Below are 19000 nucleotides of genomic sequence, written 5' to 3' on the forward strand. Positions count from 1 at the left end.
TTGTTTCACTGTACCATGCGATCCCGTGGCGAGGTCCGGTTCTTGACCGCAATAACGAGTTCGACGCGATTGCGCACACTGAGCTTGCTCATCAGCGAGGTCATGTAGTGCTTCACGGTTTTTTCGCTGATGCTCAGGCTGTGTCCGATTTCGCGGTTCGTGAGACCCTTGAGCAGGGCGCTGACGATCTGCTCTTCCCGGTGGTGCAGGCGTTCGGGGCGCTGGGCCTTCCGCCGCAGCTCCGCCGTCTTCATCGATACGATCACCTTTGTGGCGAATTCGGGCGTGATATAGGTTTCACCATTGTAAGCGCTGATGATGGCGTGATGCAGATCAGAGGACGATGCACCTTTGAGAACATAGCCGCTTATACCGGCCTCGATAAGTTCCACAGCCGGTTGAATGGCGCTTGATGCCGTGAACACGATCACCTTCGTATCGGGATGGGATGCCAGGATAAGATCGATCGCTTCGAAGCAATCTCCCGGCATGCTTAGATCCATCACGATGACATCAGGATGATGATTTTCGAGGATGTTGAGGGCGTCAATTGTGGTGTGGCCCATCGCCACGACGTCAAGATCTGACTTCGTTTTGTAGAGGCTGACCAGGCCTTCCAACAGTATTGGATGATCGTCAACGAACGCGACACGAACTAACATTGCCCCCTACCTCCTTAGGGGATTGCTAGCACAGGTGGGGCGATTCAGAAAGTTCTTAATTAACTTTCGGTTAACGACGGCGGGGCCATTTTTGGTTGAGATCGGCAGGCTGAAGCGGGATTTCTTTCTCGAGAGAGGATGTCTGCAGGCCCATTTGCCGTGGGCTTGGCCGGTTTGCCGCCGATCTTTTTCAACGAATTTCAATGCTCAGGCGGAAGGACAAACACTCCGGTCAGGTTGGATGCTGCATACCTCTATAGGTTTATAATGGAATCTATAAATTACTTTTGGTTGCATTTTGGCGAAGCCATGGCATAGTGAAGCCGGTCGCGAGTGGCGCGGCTGGTTGCCGCAAAATTTCTTTGGGCACACATCTCAGGAGGATGTCATGAGGGAAATAGCAGCAGGTGTCGAAAAATACCTTGGTGAGCTTGGCCTTAAGCTTGAGGAGCCAGATCAGAAGAAGCTTGCGGGTGAACTGGCTTCTGAAGTCATGAGCGAAGCGCAAGCCGAGGCCAACCTGGAGACCTCTGGTGAGGCCAATAGTGAAGCTGCCAGCGAAGCAAACCAGGAATACGCATCGGAGGCTGCGATGGAGGCGGTAAACGAAGCCACAGCCGAAGCAGCGATGGCAGGAATTCGTCGTCCATACTGACGGCCACTCAACTGCCTGCAAACTTTCGCTGAATTTGGGGATTGGCGAGGTGTTCATCGCGCCGTCTGTGGAGGGGTTATGGCTGACACGCTCGAACTTGAACGCAATGCGCAACTTCATCCTCGCCAATTCATTCTCGATTTACAGCAACGTCTCGGTTCTCTGACCGAAATCGATCCGGCAGCGCTCGCTGATCTCTTCCGTACGGCTGAAGGATTTCACAAGGTTCACCGGCTTCTTCTGTTCGCGCTGCAAAAGTTTCTTTTGAATTGGACAGTTGGCCATGCGCGCAAGAACACGCAATTCTACTCAGAGAATGTCGCGTATTTAAGCACTCCTGCCACTGACATTGATGCACCGCCGGATCTTTCGGCTTTCCCCATCATCGATCGCCAGATCATTGCCGAGCGTCTTGCGGATTTCCTGGCGCGTGATGTGCAGTTGCGATCGCTTTGCCATACGTCGGGAACGACGGGCCGCCCCCTTGATGTCTACAAATCCTTCGAGGAGGTGCGTTTCATCAATGATTATTTCTCTCGCATGTTCGGCTCCCTGCAGAACCGCGAGCGAGATAAACCGCTCAGCCTGTCATTTCCGAATTTTTACCACGGCGTTCCCGTTCCCATGCCGAGCCTCGGCATGTCTTTTGTCAGCGGCGTCACAGACGACACCCTGATACAGGACGCGCGGCGGATCTTGGATACCACCTACGATATGCCCGGATATGACAGTCAGGTTCGGATGTTGGGAGGTCTTGGACACCACATTCTTTTCTTCACCAGTTACCTGATTGAACAGGGCGTTGATCCCGCTGACTACCGCATGGAATGCGTCAATGTCACCGGCGGATACCTGTCCTCGACCATGTTCGAATTTTTGGCCGATGCCTGGAAATGCCAGATCAACATTCGCTTCTCCATGACCGAAACCATTGGCGGGGCATCCTGCATCGCACCGACACATCGCTTCGTTCTGGATCCGCATCTGATCGCCGAAGTCCTCGACGTCGATAGCGATGTGGGTCTGGAGCAAGGGGTCGGTAAGCTTGTACTTACAAATCTCTATCCCTTCGTCCAGATGCAGCCGCTCATTCGCTATCAGAACGGCGATCTGGTGCGGCGTCTTCCTTCAGCCAATGGCCGCCTGGTGTTTGAGTTCCTGGGACGGGTCAAGAATGCCGTATCACGCGTCAAGGACGGTCGGCGCGAGTGGCTGATCTTCTCTGCTCCCCTCAACGATGTGCTGTCGGCCATACCGGATATCCGGGTCTATGACTGGTTTTCGAATGTCCGTGTCGCTCGGGACAGAACCGTCGGATCGTTGCCGATCATGTCCCTCAAGTCTCAGGACAATGGGAACGTCGTGACCATCACGCTCTCGCTCGAGCTGCGCTACGCCCCGCACCTGCATCGGAAGCGCTGCGCGGACCTGCGTCAAGGGATCACCGAAGCGTTGCGGGCCGTGCCCGATACCGTTTTGGGAAGCGCTCTGGATAGCGGCGAGGTCGTCTTCAACGTTGTCTTCTTCGCACCCGAACAACTCAACGAACCGATTGTCATCAAGATATGAGCGAGATCTCCGTTTCCCCTGGTGAAGACCCAGAGATCGCGGCAGGCCAACGGATGCTCACCGCGGAAATCGTGCTTGCGCATCCTCAGGGCTCTCTTGTCGACGGCGTCTATGCCGACGTGTCTGACCTCCCGCATCTGCCGGAGCGCGCGCATCTTGATCGCACACAGGCATTTCTGGAAGCGCAGGGCCTGCAGGTGCTTCTCACCGGCCCCTGGTCCATCTCCGTTCGCGCAACGCCGCAGCAGTATGTCGAGATCTTCGGCTGCCGCTTTACAGAGGATAGTCTCAAGGGCGGCAAAGCCGCGTTTGCAGGCGAGGATCCGTCGCTGCACCGATTGTCCGGACCTCACTGGAGAGATCTGGAGGCCATCGTGCTTGTCTCCACGGAAAGTCGCCGTTCCGGGGGGCGTGGTCTTGCGACCGGCGACCGTCCGCTTCCAAAGCCTCATGTCGATTATTATCACCTGAATGCACCGACGGATCTCAGGAGTGCGTTGAACGCGCAAAGGGCCTATGCTGACAACATCCGCGGGGAAGGCGTGAAGGTGGTCGTGGTGGATAGCGGATTCTGGTACCATCCCTGGTTCCAGGATCGCGGATTGCATGTCGAGGTGGTTCTTGCCCCTGGGGCCGTGGCACCTGATCTGGATGAAGTGGGTCATGGAACAATGGTCTGTGCGAGCTTGATGTCGCTTGCTCCTGCCGCGCAGGTGACCTTGATCAAACAGTGCGACGATGATGCGTTCACGGCCTTCAAGATGGCTATTGCCCGAAGGCCCGATATCATCCAGAACACCTGGGGGAACATAGTGGAGCAGCCCCCCCTCAGTGCTGCGGATCGGCTGGTTGCACTGAGTGTCCTCGATGCGATCAGCCGCGGCATCGTGGTGGTTTTTGCCGGCGGCAATGGCAAGAAACTCTTCCCACAGCAAATGAAGCAGGCGATTTCCGTTGGTGGTGCCTATGTGTGCCCCGACGGCACGCTCGAGGCCGCCAGTTACGCCAGCGGTTATGCGAGCGATCTTGTGCCCGGCCGGTGTGTTCCTGATTTTTGCGGCGTCGTGGGACTGAAGCCTGAAGGCGTGTATCTGATGATGCCCACCATGCCGGGCTCGCAGATCGATGTCGCGTTTGCTGAAAAGCCCTATCCGGAAGGGGACGGTACGTGGCTGCCTTATGATGGCTGGGTGGTGATCAGTGGCACCTCCTCCGGGTCAGCGCAGGTTTCCGGTGCCATCGCTCTCATCAAGCAAATCCGGCCAGAACTGGATCAGGTTGCCATCAAGCGTCTCCTGTCCCGATGCTCTGACCCTGTTCTCATCGGTCAGTCCTCGGAGGGCAACCCGGCCGGTGAACCCATCCCCAATCTGGCAACCGGTTACGGGCTTGTGAATGTGGAAAGGGCGCTTGCTGAACTGAGTGCTGCGCCTTGATTAACACCAACAGTGAAGGTCGTGATGATGGATACCAGTGCCGCAAAAGCCAATCTTGAGAAGCTTGATCGCCAGGTGACCCGAGAAGAGGTCGAAGATGCCATTCGCACGCTGCTGATCTGGGTCGGTGAAGATCCCTACCGGGAGGGGTTGCTCGAAACCCCCAAGCGCGTGGCAAAGGCGTTCAAGGAGTATTGCGCGGGCTATGCCATGGATCCGCGCGATGTCCTGTATCGGACATTCGAGGATGCTGTCGGCTATGAGGACATGGTTGTGCTGCGGCACATTCCGTTCGAATCCATGTGTGAGCACCACCTCGCACCGATCGTCGGGAATGCGCATATCGCCTATATTCCGGTTGGACGGGTGGTGGGCATCAGCAAGCTGGCGCGTCTCGTGGATGGATATGCACGTCGTCTTCAGATCCAGGAACGGCTGACGTTTGAGATTGCACAGGCCATTGGCGAAGTGCTGAAACCGAAAGGGGTGGCGTGCATCATCGAGGCAGAGCACTTCTGCATGAAATGCAGAGGCGTCCGGAAGAATGGGAGCAGGCTGACAACCAGTCATTTCGTGGGAGCCTTCTCCTCGGACCATGGTCTGCGGCAGGAGTTTTATCAGCGCCTGCGCTGTGAGGCGCTGCCAACGGGGGCATATTGATGGGCTGCAGCATCGTCGTTGGAGGCCAATGGGGTGACGAGGCCAAGGGCAAAATCTGCAGTTATCTCGCACTTGCCGACAATATTGCCCTATCGTGCCGCGCAGGTTTGGGGCCAGGGGCCGGGCATACCGTCGTGCATGGCGGGCGCGATTTCAAGCTGCGGCAAACGGCCAGCGCATTCATCAACAACCAGACACGTCTGTTGCTTGGTGCAGGCGTGCTCCTGAACACCGATGTCCTGCTTGAAGAAGTCGAACGTCTGGGTATCGAAGGGCGTGTCGGTATAGATCCCCGTGCCACCTTGCTGGAACAGCATCATCGGTCGGCCGAGGGCGATGATGCGAACCTTTCCAGGACGATCGGCTCCACCGGCAGCGGTCATGGACCGGGGCTTGCAGATCGAGCGCTGCGCAGAGCGCGTCTCGCCGCCGATGAGCCGAGACTTCAGCATCTCCTCACCGATGTTGCCAAGGAGGCCAATGATTGTCTGGATCGCGGAGAAACGGTTCTCGTTGAGGGCACGAACGGCTATCTTCTCTCCGTCCTCTACGGCACCTATCCTTTCACCGTTGGCAAGGATTCGACGGCGAGCACTGCCGCTGCCGATATCGGGATCGGCCCAACGCGGGTGGAGGAGGTGATTGTCACCTTCAAGAGCTATCCGACCCGTGTCGGACCAGGGCCTTTTGCCACCGAGATGCCGGCTGCAGAAGCCGAGACCAGGGGCTTTCAGCAATTCGGGACCGTCACCGGCCGCCTGCGTCGGGTGGGGGAGTTCGATTTCGCCGCGGCGGCGGACGCTGCCCGGGTCAATGGCGCAACGCAGATTGCCCTGACGCATCTGGATTGGCTGGACCCGGATTGCCGTCATCGCCCAATGAGCGATTGGCAGCCGAAACTACTGCGCTTCATCGAGCGAGTGGAAGACGCTTGCAACAGACCTGCGACCTTGCTCGGAACCGGCCCCGATACATACGACATCGTCGACCGCCGGCGGGCGTCATGATCCCGCGTTATGGTCGCGACGAGATGGTGGCAATCTGGTCGCAGCAGCAGGGTTATCGCTTATGGCTTGAGGTTGAGCTGTTCGCGCTTGAGGGAATGGAAAGGATCGAGGCCATCCCGCCGGGAACCGCAGCCAGGATTCGCGACCGTGCCTTCATCGACATCAAGAGGATTGCGGATCTGGAAAAGCGGCTCCAGCACGAGGCGCTTGCTTTTCTGACGTCGGTCTCCGAGCAGGTGGGCGAAGACGCGCGTTTTCTTCACTACGGCATGACGTCGTCGGACATGCTGGATACAGCGCTGGCCGTGCAGATTTGCCGATCGATCGATTTGCTCCTTGAGAGTCTCCGAGGTCTCACGGATAGCTTGCGCGCGCGCGCCGAAGAGCACCGCGATACGCTTTGTCTGGCCAGAACCCACGGCCGGGGCGCTGAACCCACGACATTCGGTTTGAAACTTGCGGGCTTCTATGCGGAGTTCGTCCGTTCGGCAGACCGATTGCGCTTGGCGAGAGCAGAGATTGCGATCTGCAAGATCGGCGGAGCCGTCGGCACCTATGCCACAATCGATCCGCGCGTGGAGCTTCATGTCGCCGCGGTTCTTGGCCTAGCGCCCGAGACCGTGGCCACACAGGCGGTGGCGCGGGACAGGCATGCAGCCGTCATGACCACGCTTGCTCTTCTGGCGGGTGCCATCGAACGCCTCGCGACCGAATTGCGCCATCTGCAGCGTCAGGAAGTCGAAGAGGTTTGGGAGGGGTTCGGGCAAGGACAAAAGGGATCGTCCGCGATGCCCCACAAACGCAATCCGATCTTCTGCGAAAATCTGACCGGTCTTGCGAGGCTCATTCGATCGTCCGCCATGCCCTTCCTGGAAAACATCGCGCTTTGGCATGAGCGCGACATGTCGCATTCCTCCGTCGAGCGTGTAGCCTTGCCGGATGCCTTCATCCTCAGCGACTTTGCCGTGCATCGTTTAACCGGCATCATCCAAAACCTGATTGTCGACGAAGATCGAATGCGCGCGAACCTTGAAAAGATGGGCGGCGCCTATGGATCACAACGTCTGATGCTGTCGCTCATCGATGGCGGATTTGCCCGCGAACAGGCCTATGAGCTGGTTCAACGGGTCGCGCATCAGGCACGATTGAAGGGCATCGATTTTCGCCATGCGGTGGAAAGCGAGCCGGAAATCGCGGCCAATCTCACGGAAAGCGCAATCGAGCGCGCTATGGATCCGCGCGGCTATGTGGCGTCGGTCGACTATATCTTCAATCGCACCTTTGGCCCACCGGTTGACCCGTCAGCAGGCAGGTCTGAGCTATAGGGTTATGGGTCATGGACGTCGCACACCTTCTTCCCCGTTCTCTCGCGGACTTTCTCGCGGCAGAGCTTGCGATCAGCGTAAATTGAGCAGCTTGTGAGTCTGCAAACACAGTCTGTACCCGTGCTGCAGCGCAAGCTCTGCGCAGAAGTCCCGGTTGCGGCGGTTTAGCACCTCGTCATTGTCGTCGCGGGGCATGACGTAAATTGCACCGACATGGCCATCATGGCGGAATAGCCGCATTTCCGCGTCCTGCTTCTGCGTCGAGTTGATCGGCAGACCGTCTTGCGGATCCGCATCGCCGGCTGCCACGACATATTTGTAGGCGGATATGCGTGGAACGAGCTTCGGATGCAGACTGCTGGTTTTTGGACTGCAGACAATCGTAAGGCGATCGCTCAACGGCAGATCCAGCCACAGCGTTCCATTGGTCTCGATCTGGACGCGCTTGCCGCGCGTAAGCAGGGTCTCGACGAGCGGCCCGATATTTTGCCGGAATGGTTCGCCGCCGGTGATAACGATCAAGTCGCAAAAGGCCGGGCAAACGGCGTCGATGGCTTGGAGCAGGTCTTCAAGGCTCGGGCGCCAGGTGGACGATTCGAAATCCGTGTCGCACCAATAGCATCTAAGGTTGCAACCGCATGTGCGGACGAAGACGCTTGGCTGTCCACTATAAGGTCCTTCCCCTTGCAGGGTGTAAAAGACCTCCTGGATCCAAAGTGTCTGTCCGTCGTCGCGTTCTTGCCGCCTCAACGGGTTCTTGCCCTTCATGATGACATCTCCTGTGCAGACAGTGCTCGATCGGGTTGCCGGGAACTTGCCTCGTGAAGGAACCGCTCACGATAGTTGGGCTGGATCTGCGGCACGAGTTCCGTGGCGTGTGGCCGGCTCTCGGCCATGCCGGCGCCGGTAATCTGCGTGAATTGCGCCTTATGCTGCATGTCTTCCATCGTCATGGCGCCACAATAGGACAGGCCGGAGCGCAAGCCGTTGACCAGCGACCGGATGACATGCGCAAGCGGGCCGCGATATTCGAAGGTCGCTTCCATTCCTTCCGGCTCGTAGTCGGCGATTTCGTCTTCCAGAATGCTGTCGCCTTGTTGGCGCCGGATCGTCAGATCGACCCCGAGCGAGACAAAGCCAGTGGAAATCTTGTAGCGTCGGCCGTCCTTCTCGATCAGTCTGGCTGCGCTTTCCTCCGCGCCGGCCAGCATGCTGCCCAGCATTGCCGTTGAGGCGCCAGCGCCGATGGCTTTCGCAAGATCTCCTGACCGCCTTATGCCGCCGTCAGCGATGATCGGGATACCATGGTCCCTGGCGACGGCAACGCAATCGAAGATCGCGGTCAATTGCGGCACACCGGCGCCAGCGACCATGCGGGTCGTGCATATGCCACCCGGGCCGATGCCGACCTTGATCGCATCCGCGCCGGCCTCGATAAGGTCGCTCGTGGCGTGCGCCGTTGCAACATTGCCGGCAATGACCTCGACATCGGCAAACCGGTCCTTCAGTCGCGACAAGGTATCGATGACGTAGTCGGAATGGCCGTGCGCCACATCCAGCACCAGAATATCCGCTCCGGCGTCCACCAACGCCCTGGCGCGGTTCAGCGCTTCGGGTTTGGCGCCGATAGCGGCCGCCACCAGCAGTCGACCGTCGCGGGCCAGCGTCGCCTTTGGTGTCATCAGCGCATCGACGGGTTGAGACTTCACCTGCCTGACCGCGGCCACCTGATCCTCGATCGGCAGCATTCTGTGTAGAACGCCAAGGGCACCGAGCTGCCCCATCGCGATTGCCATGCGTGCGTCTGTGCACCATGGAACGTTGGCGGATAGAATTGGCACTGCAAGTCTGGTTCGTCGGGTCAGGCTGCTGGAAATATCCACGTCCTTGCGACTTTTTGCGCTGGTCCGCTGGGGGACAAGCAGGACATCATCGAAGGACAGGCCCATCTGAACGAGTTTCGACATCGCGTTCACCTTGCTCCTCGTTGGCTTGGGGACGATTGCTGTTGAGCTGCGTCAGCTGGCTTCGCATCGCAACAGAAGCCGTCCCGCTGTTCTGTGGTCGGAATAGATCTCTGCTTCGTCGCCAAAAGGCCGGTGCCGCCAATGGCTTTCCACACCCGGTATTCCCGTTCCGATCAGGCTATCCAGTGTCACGCACCGCGCCAGATCGTCCAATTCCACACCTTCAAAGCCCGCCGGCATCAGTGGCAAAACCAGATAGCGGTCGCGATAGGTGGAATCGTAGACACGGATTTCCGTTTTCGCCGGGATATGCAGATCGAACTGCCGGGCGAGGAAATCGCGCGGATCACGCGCCATCCGGTGTCGGTACTCAGCGCTGCGGTACCAGAACGGAGGCATTCCAAGGAGGGTGGTCGGGTAGCATGAACACAAGGTGCAGACGACGGCGTGGTGAAGCTCCGGCGTGTTTGCCAGAACGATCAGGTTCGTGCCTGCCTGCAGGTGACAACCATGTTCCGCAAGCACTGCGGCAGTTTCTCCCTTGAGCCGGGTCGCAAAATCAGGATCGCGCCAGGCGCGCGCGACGAGGTGCGAGCCAAGCGGAAGGGGGAAACTGCCCGCTGCATCCATCAAGCCGCACCGCGCTGCGCGTAAACGACCGGGTCTTTCAGGCCAGCTTCAGAAAAGCCTTTGAGGCGCAGGAGACATGAATCGCATTCGCCACAGGCATGCCCTTCAGGCGTGGGATCATAGCAGCTGTGGGTCAGGCCATAATCCACGTTCAAGGCAGTCCCCTGGCGGATGATCTCCGCCTTGGTCATGTGGATGAGCGGCGTGTGGATGGTGAGCTTCGTCTCTCCCGTCACCCCGGCCTTGGTGGCGAGATTGGCCATGCGGGTATAGGCCTCGATATATTCGGGCCGGCAGTCTGGATAGCCCGAATAATCAAGTGCGTTGACACCGATAAAGATGTCAGATGCCTTCAGGACCTCGGCCCAGGCCAGGGCGAAGGAGAGAAAGATGGTATTGCGCGCGGGAACATAGGTGACAGGAATGCCGACACCCATTTCCGATGCGGCGCGTCCCTTCGGAACCTCGATGTCCTGCGTCAGTGCCGAGCCACCGAATTGACGCAGATCGATGGAAGCAATGACATGATCAGAGACACCCGCTTCCGCTGCGACCTTCTTGGCGGCTTCGAGCTCAACCGCATGTCTCTGCCCATAACGGAAGCTCAGGGCGTATACTTCAAATCCTTGGTGTTTGGCGATTGCCAGTGCGGTGGCTGAATCCAGACCGCCACTGACCAAGACCACGGCTTTCGATTGGGACATTGCAAATCCTCCTGGATGACAAAACGACTGCACTGCTTGCGCTTGCTTTCACGATTTCTCCGTCAGTTGAAATGGAGGTGCGGATCGAGGTCTGCCGCGCTCGAGACGATGTGATCCGGGCCCAGTCCCTCAAGGTGATCCCCCAGAAACTTGAAGTTCCCGGTTCGAACAGCGATGGTTCGCATCCCTTTCTTCTTGCCCACAGCAATGTCGGGAGGGGCGTCGCCAACGATTGCGACCTCTTGGGGATCAAGCCCCAGAATGGCAAGCGTCCGGTCCACCAATGCTGCCTTGACCTCGAGGGGGCCTGCTGTGGCATAGGTCGGTTCAGCGGAGAGATCGTCCCGGGTCAGAACCGATTGAAAGCAATCGGCAATGCCTTCACGCGCCAGAAGATCTCTTGTCTGCTCGGTCGCAACCCAACTGCTGGCAAGTGTCATGCGCACCCCCGTCCTTTGGAGCGTGCGCAACGTCTGTGCCGTGCCGGGAAAGAGGCTGGCTTGGGTCATGTAGATCCGCGGCACCCGATCAAGCTGATCTTTGACGATGACATCTCCGATCATCAGGCCTTCCTCAATCCTGTGCCAATACTCCAGGCTCAGGATCCAGGCTCGGTCGTTGGGGGCGGGCAATCCCTGGCCGGTGTGCAGATCGTCCACAAAGGCTAGAAACATGCCGGAGAAGTCGACGAGTGTGCCGTCGCGGTCGAATATGATTGCCTTGATCATCCATCGATCTCCCGGCTCGCGTCGTGTTTCGCTCAGGAAGCCGCGACCCTAAGCGGCTCTCTTGGCTCATTTCCCTGGCGCTGGCTTTCCCACGGGAAAACGACCCAGTCGTCCGATTCCGTTGCCCAGTAATCCGGACGGTTTCGGCAATTGACATTGCAAACCAGGGCTGCCGACCTGAGCGTCAGGCCACCAATTTCCCCAAGGGTGTCGACAGTTGCGGCAAGCGTTGCGCCATCTCCCGCGATATCGTCGCAGATGAGAAGGTTGCCGGGACCCCATTCCTGTCTCGGCGGGGCGATCCAGTGCAGACTTGGCCGGTCACGCTTGGCATATCTGTCGTCGCTTGCGTTGCGAACGATGGAGACCACTCTGAGATCGTGGAGCGAGAACCGGTGCGCCATCACCGTCGCGAGCGGCAATCCGCCGCGCGCGAGAGCCACAATCGCATCCGGTACAAAGCCGTCTGCTGCAATCTCTTGGTAGAGTTTCTCCGCAGCAGTTCCAAAGTCCTGCCAGCTGAGTTGCAGCAGTCTTTTGCCCTTCCAAAGCTCCATAATGCGCTGCTCCGTGTGGAAAATTGCGTTTCGAAGTCTGCGAAAAATGCAACCAATAAGTTTATTAATTAGATTGTTGCATACTTCAAATTGCAATGCAAGAATGCTCCACACGTTGAGACGGTAAATCAGAATGGGGGTGATGGATGGCGGACGGACATCTGATTACACGGGAGATCGGCATCGATGCGGCGCATCGAATTCCATTTCATGCGAGCAAATGCTGCAATCTGCATGGCCATCGTTACCGGATCGCCGCAACCTGCAGCGGACCGCTGTTTGATGCTGGCGAGCAGGAGGGCATGGTTCTCGACTTCGGCTTCCTCAAGGCTGAAATGATGGAGCAGATCGACGCCGCTTGTGACCATGGCATGATGATCTGGATTGACGATCCCTGGATCCGTTCTTTTCTTGCTTTGCCGGAGAGCCCGCAAGGCGTTGCGACCTTGGAGCAATATCGCGCTGAGATGCGCGAGACCGGCCAGAAGCTGATCATGGGGCCATTCGGGAAAACCCTGCTTATGACAACAGTGCCGACGGCGGAGAACCTTGCGCGGCACTGGTTCAACCTACTGGCGCCGCGCGTCAAAGCCCGCAGCGGCAACCAGGCCACGCTGCTGCGCATCGATGTCTGGGAGACGCCCAACTGCGTGGCGACCTACACCGCACCGCAGGTGAATGGCGGATCAGTGTAAGCACCGGCGGTGCGGTTTTGTCTGTCACCGACTGCGATCCTCAACTTCCCTGAGCGGCTTGAGTGATTGGACACCTTTGGCAACGCCTGCCTGGCTAAGCCCGCAAAAGTCCAATTTTTTCCCCAAACAGTCCATTTCGCAGTTTGGGCTATGGCCCTAGCTTTTGGTTCGCGCCGTGCGACGTGCGGTGCGCGAAAGGGGCAGGGAGGAGCTGTCCTTGATCAGGAGGAGACCGTCCGGCGACGGCAAGGGAGAGAGAAATCTTCACCGCTGTAAAGCTTGATGCAAAATCCGGGTACGCTGATCGTTTAAGTCAGGTCTCGGCCGACGCCATCGCGGCGCATTCTTTCTGAGGGAGGGTGCATCGCTGTCGGTCTGGACAGGTTCGATCGGTATTCTGGTGGCGTCGGGGCAAACGAACAGCGGAGAGAAGTGGCTCCCGACAATGATGATGAGCGCTCCTGCAGTTTCCGACTGTTGCGGGACACTTGCCTCATGTCGTTGGCATCTGACCGTCTGTCACCGAGTTTGATTTAGGTCACGTCATTTTAGAGGAAGGAGACAAATATGGACGCGCTTGGTTTGATCATTCGTCACGAGGAGGCGGAAGCTTCCAACGGAGCCACATTCGAACGCCTCAATCCGATATCCGGAAAGGTTGCCACACGGGCCGCCGCGGCCTCGGTCGATGATGCGATTGCAGCCGTGGATGCGGCCGCTGCCGCATTCCCGGCCTGGTCACGCACATCGCCCAAGGAGCGCCGGACCATCCTCTCGAAGGCCGCCGATATCCTGTCGTCCAAGGCGCCGCAATTCGTCGAGGCCATGGGGGCAGAAATCGGCGCAACTGCCGGCTGGGCCCATTTCAATGTCATGCTGGCCTCCGACATGCTGCGTGAGGCGGCAGCCCTGACCACCCAGATTTCCGGCGAAGTCATTCCATCAAACCGTCCGGGGTCGCTTGCCATGGCCGTTCGCCAGCCGGCAGGCGTGGTGCTGTCGATGGCACCGTGGAATGCTCCCGTCATCCTTGGTGTACGATCGCTTGCCACACCGCTTGCCTGCGGCAATTGCGTGGTCATGAAAACGTCGGAGATCTGCCCGCGCACGCACCGTCTGATCGTGGACGCCCTCAACGAAGCCGGCCTTCCAAGCGGTGTCCTGAATGCCATCTCCAACGCCCCCGAAGATGCTGCCACCATCGTTGAAACGCTGATTGCCCAGCCGGCGGTTCGGCGGGTCAACTTTACCGGCTCGACTCGCGTTGGCCGCATCATTGCAGAAACCGCGGGGCGGCATCTGAAACCGGCCCTTCTGGAACTCGGTGGCAAGGCGCCGTTGGTGGTGCTTGACGATGCCGATATCGAGGCGGCAGTCGCGGCTGCTGCCTTCGGCGCCTATATGAACCAGGGCCAGATCTGCATGTCGACCGAACGTCTTGTCGTTGACGACAAGATCGCCGACGCTTTCGTCGCGGCGCTTGGTGCCAAGGCAAAGACGCTGAAGGCTGGCGATCCGACCGTCGGCGATACACCGCTCGGCTGCGTGGTGGATGCAACGGCGGCAGATCGCATCGGTCAGCTGGTCAAGGATGCCGTGAACAAGGGTGCCGTGCTCGTCGCGGGTGGGCAGGTGGAGGGAACCGTCGTCCAGGCGACGGTGCTCGACAAGGTGACGCCTTCGATGCGGATCTATTCCGAGGAATCCTTCGGACCGGTGGTCAGTGTCGTGCGTGTGGGCTCCGTGGATGAGGCGGTGCGTGTCGCCAATGATACCGAATACGGGCTTTCTGCTGCGGTCTTTGGTCGTGATGTCAATCGGGCGCTTGCCGTTGCCCGCCGGATCGAATCCGGCATCTGCCACGTGAACGGACCAACTGTGCATGATGAGGCTCAGATGCCGTTTGGCGGCGTCAAGGCCTCGGGCTACGGCCGCTTTGGCGGCAAGGCGGGCATTGCCGAGTTCACCGACCTTCGCTGGATTACCATCCAGGATGGTGACCTCCACTACCCGATTTGATCCTCTGTTCGTCGATCGTGAGATTTGCCCGCTGCCGCCCTCATCGGTCGGCAGCGGTTTGCTTTTGCGGTTTGTGTGAACTCGCCCCCTCCTTTGCTCCAAGGCCTTCGTTTCAAAGCCGCAATGGACACGACCCTTGCTAAATTGTAGGTCTCTATCTGTCAGTTTTGGGAGGAGCGGACACGATGGTAGAGCTCGCTTCGGTCACGGACAGGAGGCCCGATGCGGATGTGACCGAGATCCGCAGTCAACTTACAGACTGCGAATGGACCTTTCGTGATGAGCACTATCGCGGGGTCGTCCTCGTTACTGGCCGCGGTCGCCTTTCCTTTGAAGGGTCAGATTTGTCTTTTGTCGCGCCGTGCCTCATCTGGCTGCCGGCAAGCAGAGCTGCGCGGCTTTTCGTAGAAGCCGGCACAAGGGGTATGGCCCTTGCCCTCACCGAAGTGGGATTGGCGCGGTCCATTCCTGTCGGCGCCGATGCGGCGCAGATCCGTGCAGCGCTTGCGCGTCCAACAACAGCCTCGAAGCTCGAACCGCGTCAAGCGCGACGTCTGGCGGAGACGTTGGAGGCAATCCTGGACGAGGGTCGTCATGAGCGTCCGGGAGTGCAGGACTGCGTGAAGCATCATCTTGCGATCTTCTTCATTGCAACCTGGCGCCTTGCCGGTCCGGTCCCGCGGGAAAGTCCACCTTTGCCGGCAGCGATCGTCCATCGTTTTCTGCATGCCGTCGAACTGCATTTGCGGGAACACTGGACGACAACCCAGTATGCGAGCGAGGTCGGCGTTTCAGCCGATCAGCTCAATGCCACCCTGCGGCGGGCGACGGGGCGGTCTGCGCGCGCGCTGATCCATGAACGGCTGGTGCTGGAAGCCGAAGCGCTCCTGGACGACTCCCGCCTGCAGATCCGTGAGATTGCCGAGGAACTCGGCTTCAGCGATGCCGCTTATTTCAGCCGTTTCTACAAACGCCATACCGGCGGATCGCCCAAGCGGCAGCGACGTGGTCTCGCCTCTCGCGAGGACGTGCCTGCGGCGTCGTTTGCTGCCTGGCCGTGACCAATAAAAGTCAAGCTAGCGGCTGAGGTTCCTGCCCGTAACCGAGCCGATTTGGCAGTATCGATACCGTGCGACAGCGCCGCAACGACATGTCATGACGATTGCCGGCGAGTAGGCGGGTTTGCCTAATATGCGCAATATCAGCTCTTTAGCTGTTCGGCGCTGCCATTTTTGTGCATGATTTAAGGGCACGTTATCTATCTGACATTGAGTTAATTTCGTCGTTGCTCCGTTAAGGTATAATTAGAATAGCTGCATGTAATCTTCCGGAAGGGAGATTACCATGAGCGAAGACGTCACAAATGTTCTGGAAGCGAAGCTCTATGAAGCGACGGACCAGTTTTCGACACTGAGTGGAATTGCCGGTGCGCGATCCGATGAAGCCTCAGTTGTTCAAAGTGCGGAAGATGATCGATCGGCCATAAGCGCCGGCGAGTCTGGCCAGACGCCGTCGTCGGTGGTGGTCTCGGGCGTGACATCCAGTGCGCCGGGCGGCACCCTCGGACAAAGCCTCGGTGAAAATGATGCGGCTAGCCCGGTGGCGGGGACCTCCGCCAATGCGGCTCGTGCAGGTGGCGCACAGCAACGCGCGACCGACCCCACTCAGCAGGCCGCACTCGAAGGCAGCGACGCTCTGCCTTTGGATACCGCAACAGCGACCGGAATGGTGTCGCAGGCAACAAATTTCCTTGATGAAGACGCAGGTGCTGGACCCGAAGGCGAAACCCCGGCGCCAGGCGATGATCTGCCAGCGGAAAACCCCGATGGTCCCGATGATAGCGAGGGTCCTGGAGATCCCGACGGTCCTGGAGATTCCGATGATCCCAGCGAACCCGGTGATGGTCCGGGCCCAGACGGTCCCGGCGGCGGGCCAGCCGGTCCTGGAGGCCCTGATGATCCTGGAGGCCCAGGAGGCCCTGGCGGTCCCGGCGGTCCGGGGACGGGTGATCCGGAGGACGACATCGATCTTGTTCTCGATACAGTCGTTGACTTGCCGCTCATAGACCCGATCGTTGCGGATGTTGATGTGATCTTGGATCCGATCGAGACGCTGGTTGGCAAGGATATTGACATCATTGTCGGCGCGGATCTTGACCTTGATCATCTCACTCCGGTTGTCGACCAGGTTCTGGGCACGCTGCCGGGCGGGCTGTTGGGTACGGGGCCAGATCAATCGGGAGATACCGATCTGACCGTTGACCTCCTTGCCGATCTTGGCCTCGGATCGCCGATCATTGGCGACGTCGATGTCATCCTCGATCCCGTCGAGAACCTTCTCGGAACTGACATTGATATCGACGTGGATGCGATCGTCGACACCGAAGTGCTTTCCGACATCGTGAGTGGTGCGACGAGCGTGCTCGAGGGAGGCGCTGGATCGCTGATCGATAGCCTCGTAGGATTGGGCGGCGGCCTCCTCGGCGCAGCACCGGACCAGCATGGTGATACCGATCTGACGGTCGATGGTCTCGTCGATCTTGGTCTGGGCACTCCGGTTCTGGCGGATCTGGATGTCAACCTGGACCTGGTGGAAACCTTGCTGGGCAGCGACATTGATGTCGATCTCGATGCTCTCGTCGACGCTACCGGCGGCGGCGTTTTGGGTGAAGTCGTGACCAGCGTTGGCGGTGCGACGGGCTCCCTGCTCGACAGTTTGCTTGATGGGAGCGGCCTTCTCGGCGATGGCGGCCTCTTAGGCGCGGCGCCCGATCAGGATGCGGACACCGATCTGACGGTCGATGCCGTCGTGGATCTTGGTCTTGGTGCACCGCTGGTGGCTGATGTCGATGTTGTGCTTGATCTGGTCGAAAACCTGCTCGGCACGGATATCGATGTCGATCTGGATGCAGACCTTGCCGATCTGGCGAACGGGGCAGGCGGCCTGGTTTCGGGCCTCACCGATGGCGGTCTGCTGGGTGGTGATGGCCTTCTCGGCGATGGCGGCCTTCTGGGTGCTGCACCCGCTCAGGATGCGGATAGCGATCTGACGATCGATGCCGTCGCCGATCTTGGTCTTGGTGCACCGCTGGTAGCCGATGTCGACGTTGTGCTTGATCCTGTCGAAAACCTGCTCGGCACGGATATCGATGTCAATGTGGATGCAGATCTTGCCGATGTGGCGAACGGGGCCGGCGGCCTGGTTTCGGGCCTCACCGATAGCGGTCTTCTGGGTGGTGATGGCCTTCTCGGCGATGGCGGCCTTCTGGGTGCTGCACCCGCTCAGGATGCGGATAGCGATCTGACGATCGATGCCGTCGCCGATCTTGGTCTTGGTGCACCGCTGGTAGCCGATGTCGACGTTGTGCTTGATCCTGTCGAAAACCTGCTCGGCACGGATATCGATGTCGATCTGGATGCAGATCTTGCCGATCTGGCGAACGGGGCAGGCGGCCTAGTTTCGGGCCTCACCGATGGCGGTCTGCTGGGTGGTGATGGCCTTCTCGGCGATGGCGGCCTTCTGGGTGCTGCACCCGCTCAGGATGCGGATAGCGATCTGACGATCGATGCCGTCGCCGATCTTGGTCTTGGTCCACCGCTGGTAGCCGATGTCGACGTTGTGCTTGATCCTGTCGAAAACCTGCTCGGCACGGATATCGATGTCAATGTGGATGCAGATCTTGCCGATCTGGCGAACGGGGCAGGCGGCCTGGTTTCGGGCCTCACCGATGGCGGTCTGCTGGGTGGTGATGGCCTTCTCGGCGATGGCGGTCTTTTGGGTGCGGCGCCCTCTCAGGATGCGGACACCGATCTGACGATCGATGCCGTCGCGGATCTTGGTCTTGGCATGCCTCAGCTCGTCGATTCTGAAATTGTGCTCGACCCTGTGGAGGATCTGCTCGGCACCGACATAGACGTCGACCTTGACGCCGTTGCCGATGTCGGTGGCCTGCTGGCAGGTGTCGATACAACAGGCGGTGCTGGATCTTTGCTGGATGTCGGAGGTTCAGATACCGGCACCACCGGCGATACGGATCTGACACTCGATATAGACTTGGTGGACGCCATCGTAGCTGATGCCGACGTCAATCTCGATCTCATCGAAAGCGTTCTTGGAACGGATATCGATGTGAACATCGATCTTGGCCTCGATCTCGCGAGCTTCGATTCGCTCCTGAGTGGAGGTGACCTTTCGGGCGGCAACCTGACACTCGACCAGTTGATGACCATTGACGTCGGAAGCGTATCGACGGGGTCGCTCACGGGCAGCCTGACGGCGGTTTCCGGATCGCTGTTTGCAGCAACTTCGACAAGCAGCGGCTCGACGGCGAGCAGTCCGCCCTCTCTCTTCTCAGGTTTCGGCGGTGGTCTCTTTGGATAAAGTGAA

The 19000-nt window shown here is 59.0% G+C and carries 17 protein-coding genes; 10 read left to right on the forward strand and 7 right to left on the reverse strand.

All coding sequences use genetic code 11. The annotated features are described in order from the left end of the window. Positions 1–5: 5 nt before the first annotated feature. Positions 6–662, reverse strand: coding sequence for a response regulator (locus FAA97_RS18365; protein WP_136600025.1), 657 nt, complete (start codon positions 660–662; stop codon positions 6–8). Positions 663–1050: 388 nt separating this feature from the next. On the opposite strand from FAA97_RS18365, the gene FAA97_RS18370 reads away from it, so the two are divergent. The 6 genes from FAA97_RS18370 to purB all read left to right on the forward strand — a co-directional run bounded on the left by FAA97_RS18370 (position 1051) and on the right by purB (position 7314). Next, positions 1051–1317, forward strand: a complete 267-nt coding sequence (locus FAA97_RS18370; protein WP_136600026.1) for a hypothetical protein — start codon at positions 1051–1053, stop codon at positions 1315–1317. 78 nt (positions 1318–1395) lie between these two features. Further along, positions 1396–2886, forward strand: a complete 1491-nt coding sequence (locus tag FAA97_RS18375) for a phenylacetate--CoA ligase family protein (RefSeq protein WP_136600027.1) — start codon at positions 1396–1398, stop codon at positions 2884–2886. A 53-nt stretch (positions 2887–2939) separates the two neighbouring features. Further along, positions 2940–4322, forward strand: coding sequence for a S8 family serine peptidase (locus FAA97_RS18380; protein WP_168801043.1), 1383 nt, complete (start codon positions 2940–2942; stop codon positions 4320–4322). Positions 4323–4349: 27 nt separating this feature from the next. Then, a complete protein-coding gene (gene folE, locus FAA97_RS18385) occupies positions 4350–4982 on the forward strand; it encodes a GTP cyclohydrolase I FolE (protein ID WP_136600176.1) in 633 nt (210 codons plus the stop codon). After that, positions 4982–5989 carry an adenylosuccinate synthetase gene (locus FAA97_RS18390; protein ID WP_168801044.1) on the forward strand — a complete coding sequence of 336 codons (1008 nt, stop codon included), beginning with the start codon at positions 4982–4984 and terminating at the stop codon, positions 5987–5989. Before folE ends, FAA97_RS18390 begins: the two co-directional genes overlap by 1 nt. Then, positions 5986–7314, forward strand: a complete 1329-nt coding sequence (purB, locus tag FAA97_RS18395; RefSeq protein ID WP_136600030.1) for an adenylosuccinate lyase — start codon at positions 5986–5988, stop codon at positions 7312–7314. The genes FAA97_RS18390 and purB overlap by 4 nt, the downstream gene beginning before the upstream one ends. Positions 7315–7386: 72 nt before the next feature. Here purB and FAA97_RS18400 read toward each other — a convergent pair whose 3' ends face one another. The 6 genes from FAA97_RS18400 to FAA97_RS18425 form a co-directional block, all read right to left on the reverse strand. After that, positions 7387–8082: a 7-carboxy-7-deazaguanine synthase QueE gene (locus FAA97_RS18400; protein ID WP_136600031.1), complete on the reverse strand. Its 696-nt coding sequence runs from the start codon at positions 8080–8082 to the stop codon at positions 7387–7389. Continuing rightward, positions 8079–9281, reverse strand: coding sequence for an IMP dehydrogenase (gene guaB, locus FAA97_RS18405; protein ID WP_136600032.1), 1203 nt, complete (start codon positions 9279–9281; stop codon positions 8079–8081). The genes FAA97_RS18400 and guaB overlap by 4 nt, the downstream gene beginning before the upstream one ends. Positions 9282–9332: 51 nt before the next feature. Continuing rightward, the gene (locus tag FAA97_RS18410) at positions 9333–9911 is read right to left on the reverse strand and encodes a nitrile hydratase subunit alpha (protein WP_136600033.1); all 579 of its coding nucleotides are present in this window, start codon (positions 9909–9911) and stop codon (positions 9333–9335) included. Continuing rightward, a complete protein-coding gene (gene queC, locus FAA97_RS18415) occupies positions 9911–10615 on the reverse strand; it encodes a 7-cyano-7-deazaguanine synthase QueC (protein ID WP_136600034.1) in 705 nt (234 codons plus the stop codon). The genes FAA97_RS18410 and queC overlap by 1 nt, the downstream gene beginning before the upstream one ends. A gap of 62 nt (positions 10616–10677) precedes the next feature. Further along, positions 10678–11343, reverse strand: coding sequence for an HAD family hydrolase (locus FAA97_RS18420; protein WP_136600035.1), 666 nt, complete (start codon positions 11341–11343; stop codon positions 10678–10680). A gap of 32 nt (positions 11344–11375) precedes the next feature. After that, entirely contained in the window at positions 11376–11996 is a 621-nt protein-coding gene (locus tag FAA97_RS18425) for a phosphoribosyltransferase (RefSeq protein WP_136600036.1), read from the reverse strand. A 50-nt stretch (positions 11997–12046) separates the two neighbouring features. On the opposite strand from FAA97_RS18425, the gene FAA97_RS18430 reads away from it, so the two are divergent. The 4 genes from FAA97_RS18430 to FAA97_RS21185 all read left to right on the forward strand — a co-directional run bounded on the left by FAA97_RS18430 (position 12047) and on the right by FAA97_RS21185 (position 18994). Beyond that, positions 12047–12595, forward strand: coding sequence for a 6-carboxytetrahydropterin synthase (locus FAA97_RS18430; protein ID WP_136600037.1), 549 nt, complete (start codon positions 12047–12049; stop codon positions 12593–12595). A gap of 567 nt (positions 12596–13162) precedes the next feature. Next, a complete protein-coding gene (locus FAA97_RS18435; protein ID WP_136600038.1) occupies positions 13163–14614 on the forward strand; it encodes an aldehyde dehydrogenase in 1452 nt (483 codons plus the stop codon). Positions 14615–14799: 185 nt separating this feature from the next. Continuing rightward, positions 14800–15675, forward strand: coding sequence for a helix-turn-helix transcriptional regulator (locus tag FAA97_RS18440; RefSeq protein ID WP_136600039.1), 876 nt, complete (start codon positions 14800–14802; stop codon positions 15673–15675). A 283-nt stretch (positions 15676–15958) separates the two neighbouring features. Beyond that, complete coding sequence (locus tag FAA97_RS21185) at positions 15959–18994, forward strand: hypothetical protein (RefSeq protein ID WP_136600040.1); 3036 nt, start codon at positions 15959–15961, stop codon at positions 18992–18994. Positions 18995–19000: the final 6 nt, after the last annotated feature.

The sequence above is a fragment of the Peteryoungia ipomoeae genome (assembly GCF_004912165.1).
Classification (GTDB): domain Bacteria; phylum Pseudomonadota; class Alphaproteobacteria; order Rhizobiales; family Rhizobiaceae; genus Allorhizobium; species Allorhizobium ipomoeae.

Bases quoted from the DNA above. Each gene is read 5' to 3' on its own strand.
- FAA97_RS18365 (WP_136600025.1), bottom strand. From the start codon at position 662: ATGTTAGTTCGTGTCGCGTTCGTTGACGATCATCCAATACTGTTGGAA.
- FAA97_RS18370 (WP_136600026.1), top strand. From the start codon at position 1,051: ATGAGGGAAATAGCAGCAGGTGTCGAAAAATACCTTGGTGAGCTTGGC.
- FAA97_RS18375 (WP_136600027.1), top strand. From the start codon at position 1,396: ATGGCTGACACGCTCGAACTTGAACGCAATGCGCAACTTCATCCTCGC.
- FAA97_RS18380 (WP_168801043.1), top strand. From the start codon at position 2,940: ATGCTCACCGCGGAAATCGTGCTTGCGCATCCTCAGGGCTCTCTTGTC.
- folE (WP_136600176.1), top strand. From the start codon at position 4,350: ATGGATACCAGTGCCGCAAAAGCCAATCTTGAGAAGCTTGATCGCCAG.
- FAA97_RS18390 (WP_168801044.1), top strand. From the start codon at position 4,982: ATGGGCTGCAGCATCGTCGTTGGAGGCCAATGGGGTGACGAGGCCAAG.
- purB (WP_136600030.1), top strand. From the start codon at position 5,986: ATGATCCCGCGTTATGGTCGCGACGAGATGGTGGCAATCTGGTCGCAG.
- FAA97_RS18400 (WP_136600031.1), bottom strand. From the start codon at position 8,082: ATGAAGGGCAAGAACCCGTTGAGGCGGCAAGAACGCGACGACGGACAG.
- guaB (WP_136600032.1), bottom strand. From the start codon at position 9,281: ATGTCGAAACTCGTTCAGATGGGCCTGTCCTTCGATGATGTCCTGCTT.
- FAA97_RS18410 (WP_136600033.1), bottom strand. From the start codon at position 9,911: ATGGATGCAGCGGGCAGTTTCCCCCTTCCGCTTGGCTCGCACCTCGTC.
- queC (WP_136600034.1), bottom strand. From the start codon at position 10,615: ATGTCCCAATCGAAAGCCGTGGTCTTGGTCAGTGGCGGTCTGGATTCA.
- FAA97_RS18420 (WP_136600035.1), bottom strand. From the start codon at position 11,343: ATGATCAAGGCAATCATATTCGACCGCGACGGCACACTCGTCGACTTC.
- FAA97_RS18430 (WP_136600037.1), top strand. From the start codon at position 12,047: ATGGCGGACGGACATCTGATTACACGGGAGATCGGCATCGATGCGGCG.
- FAA97_RS18435 (WP_136600038.1), top strand. From the start codon at position 13,163: ATGGACGCGCTTGGTTTGATCATTCGTCACGAGGAGGCGGAAGCTTCC.
- FAA97_RS18440 (WP_136600039.1), top strand. From the start codon at position 14,800: ATGGTAGAGCTCGCTTCGGTCACGGACAGGAGGCCCGATGCGGATGTG.
- FAA97_RS21185 (WP_136600040.1), top strand. From the start codon at position 15,959: ATGAGCGAAGACGTCACAAATGTTCTGGAAGCGAAGCTCTATGAAGCG.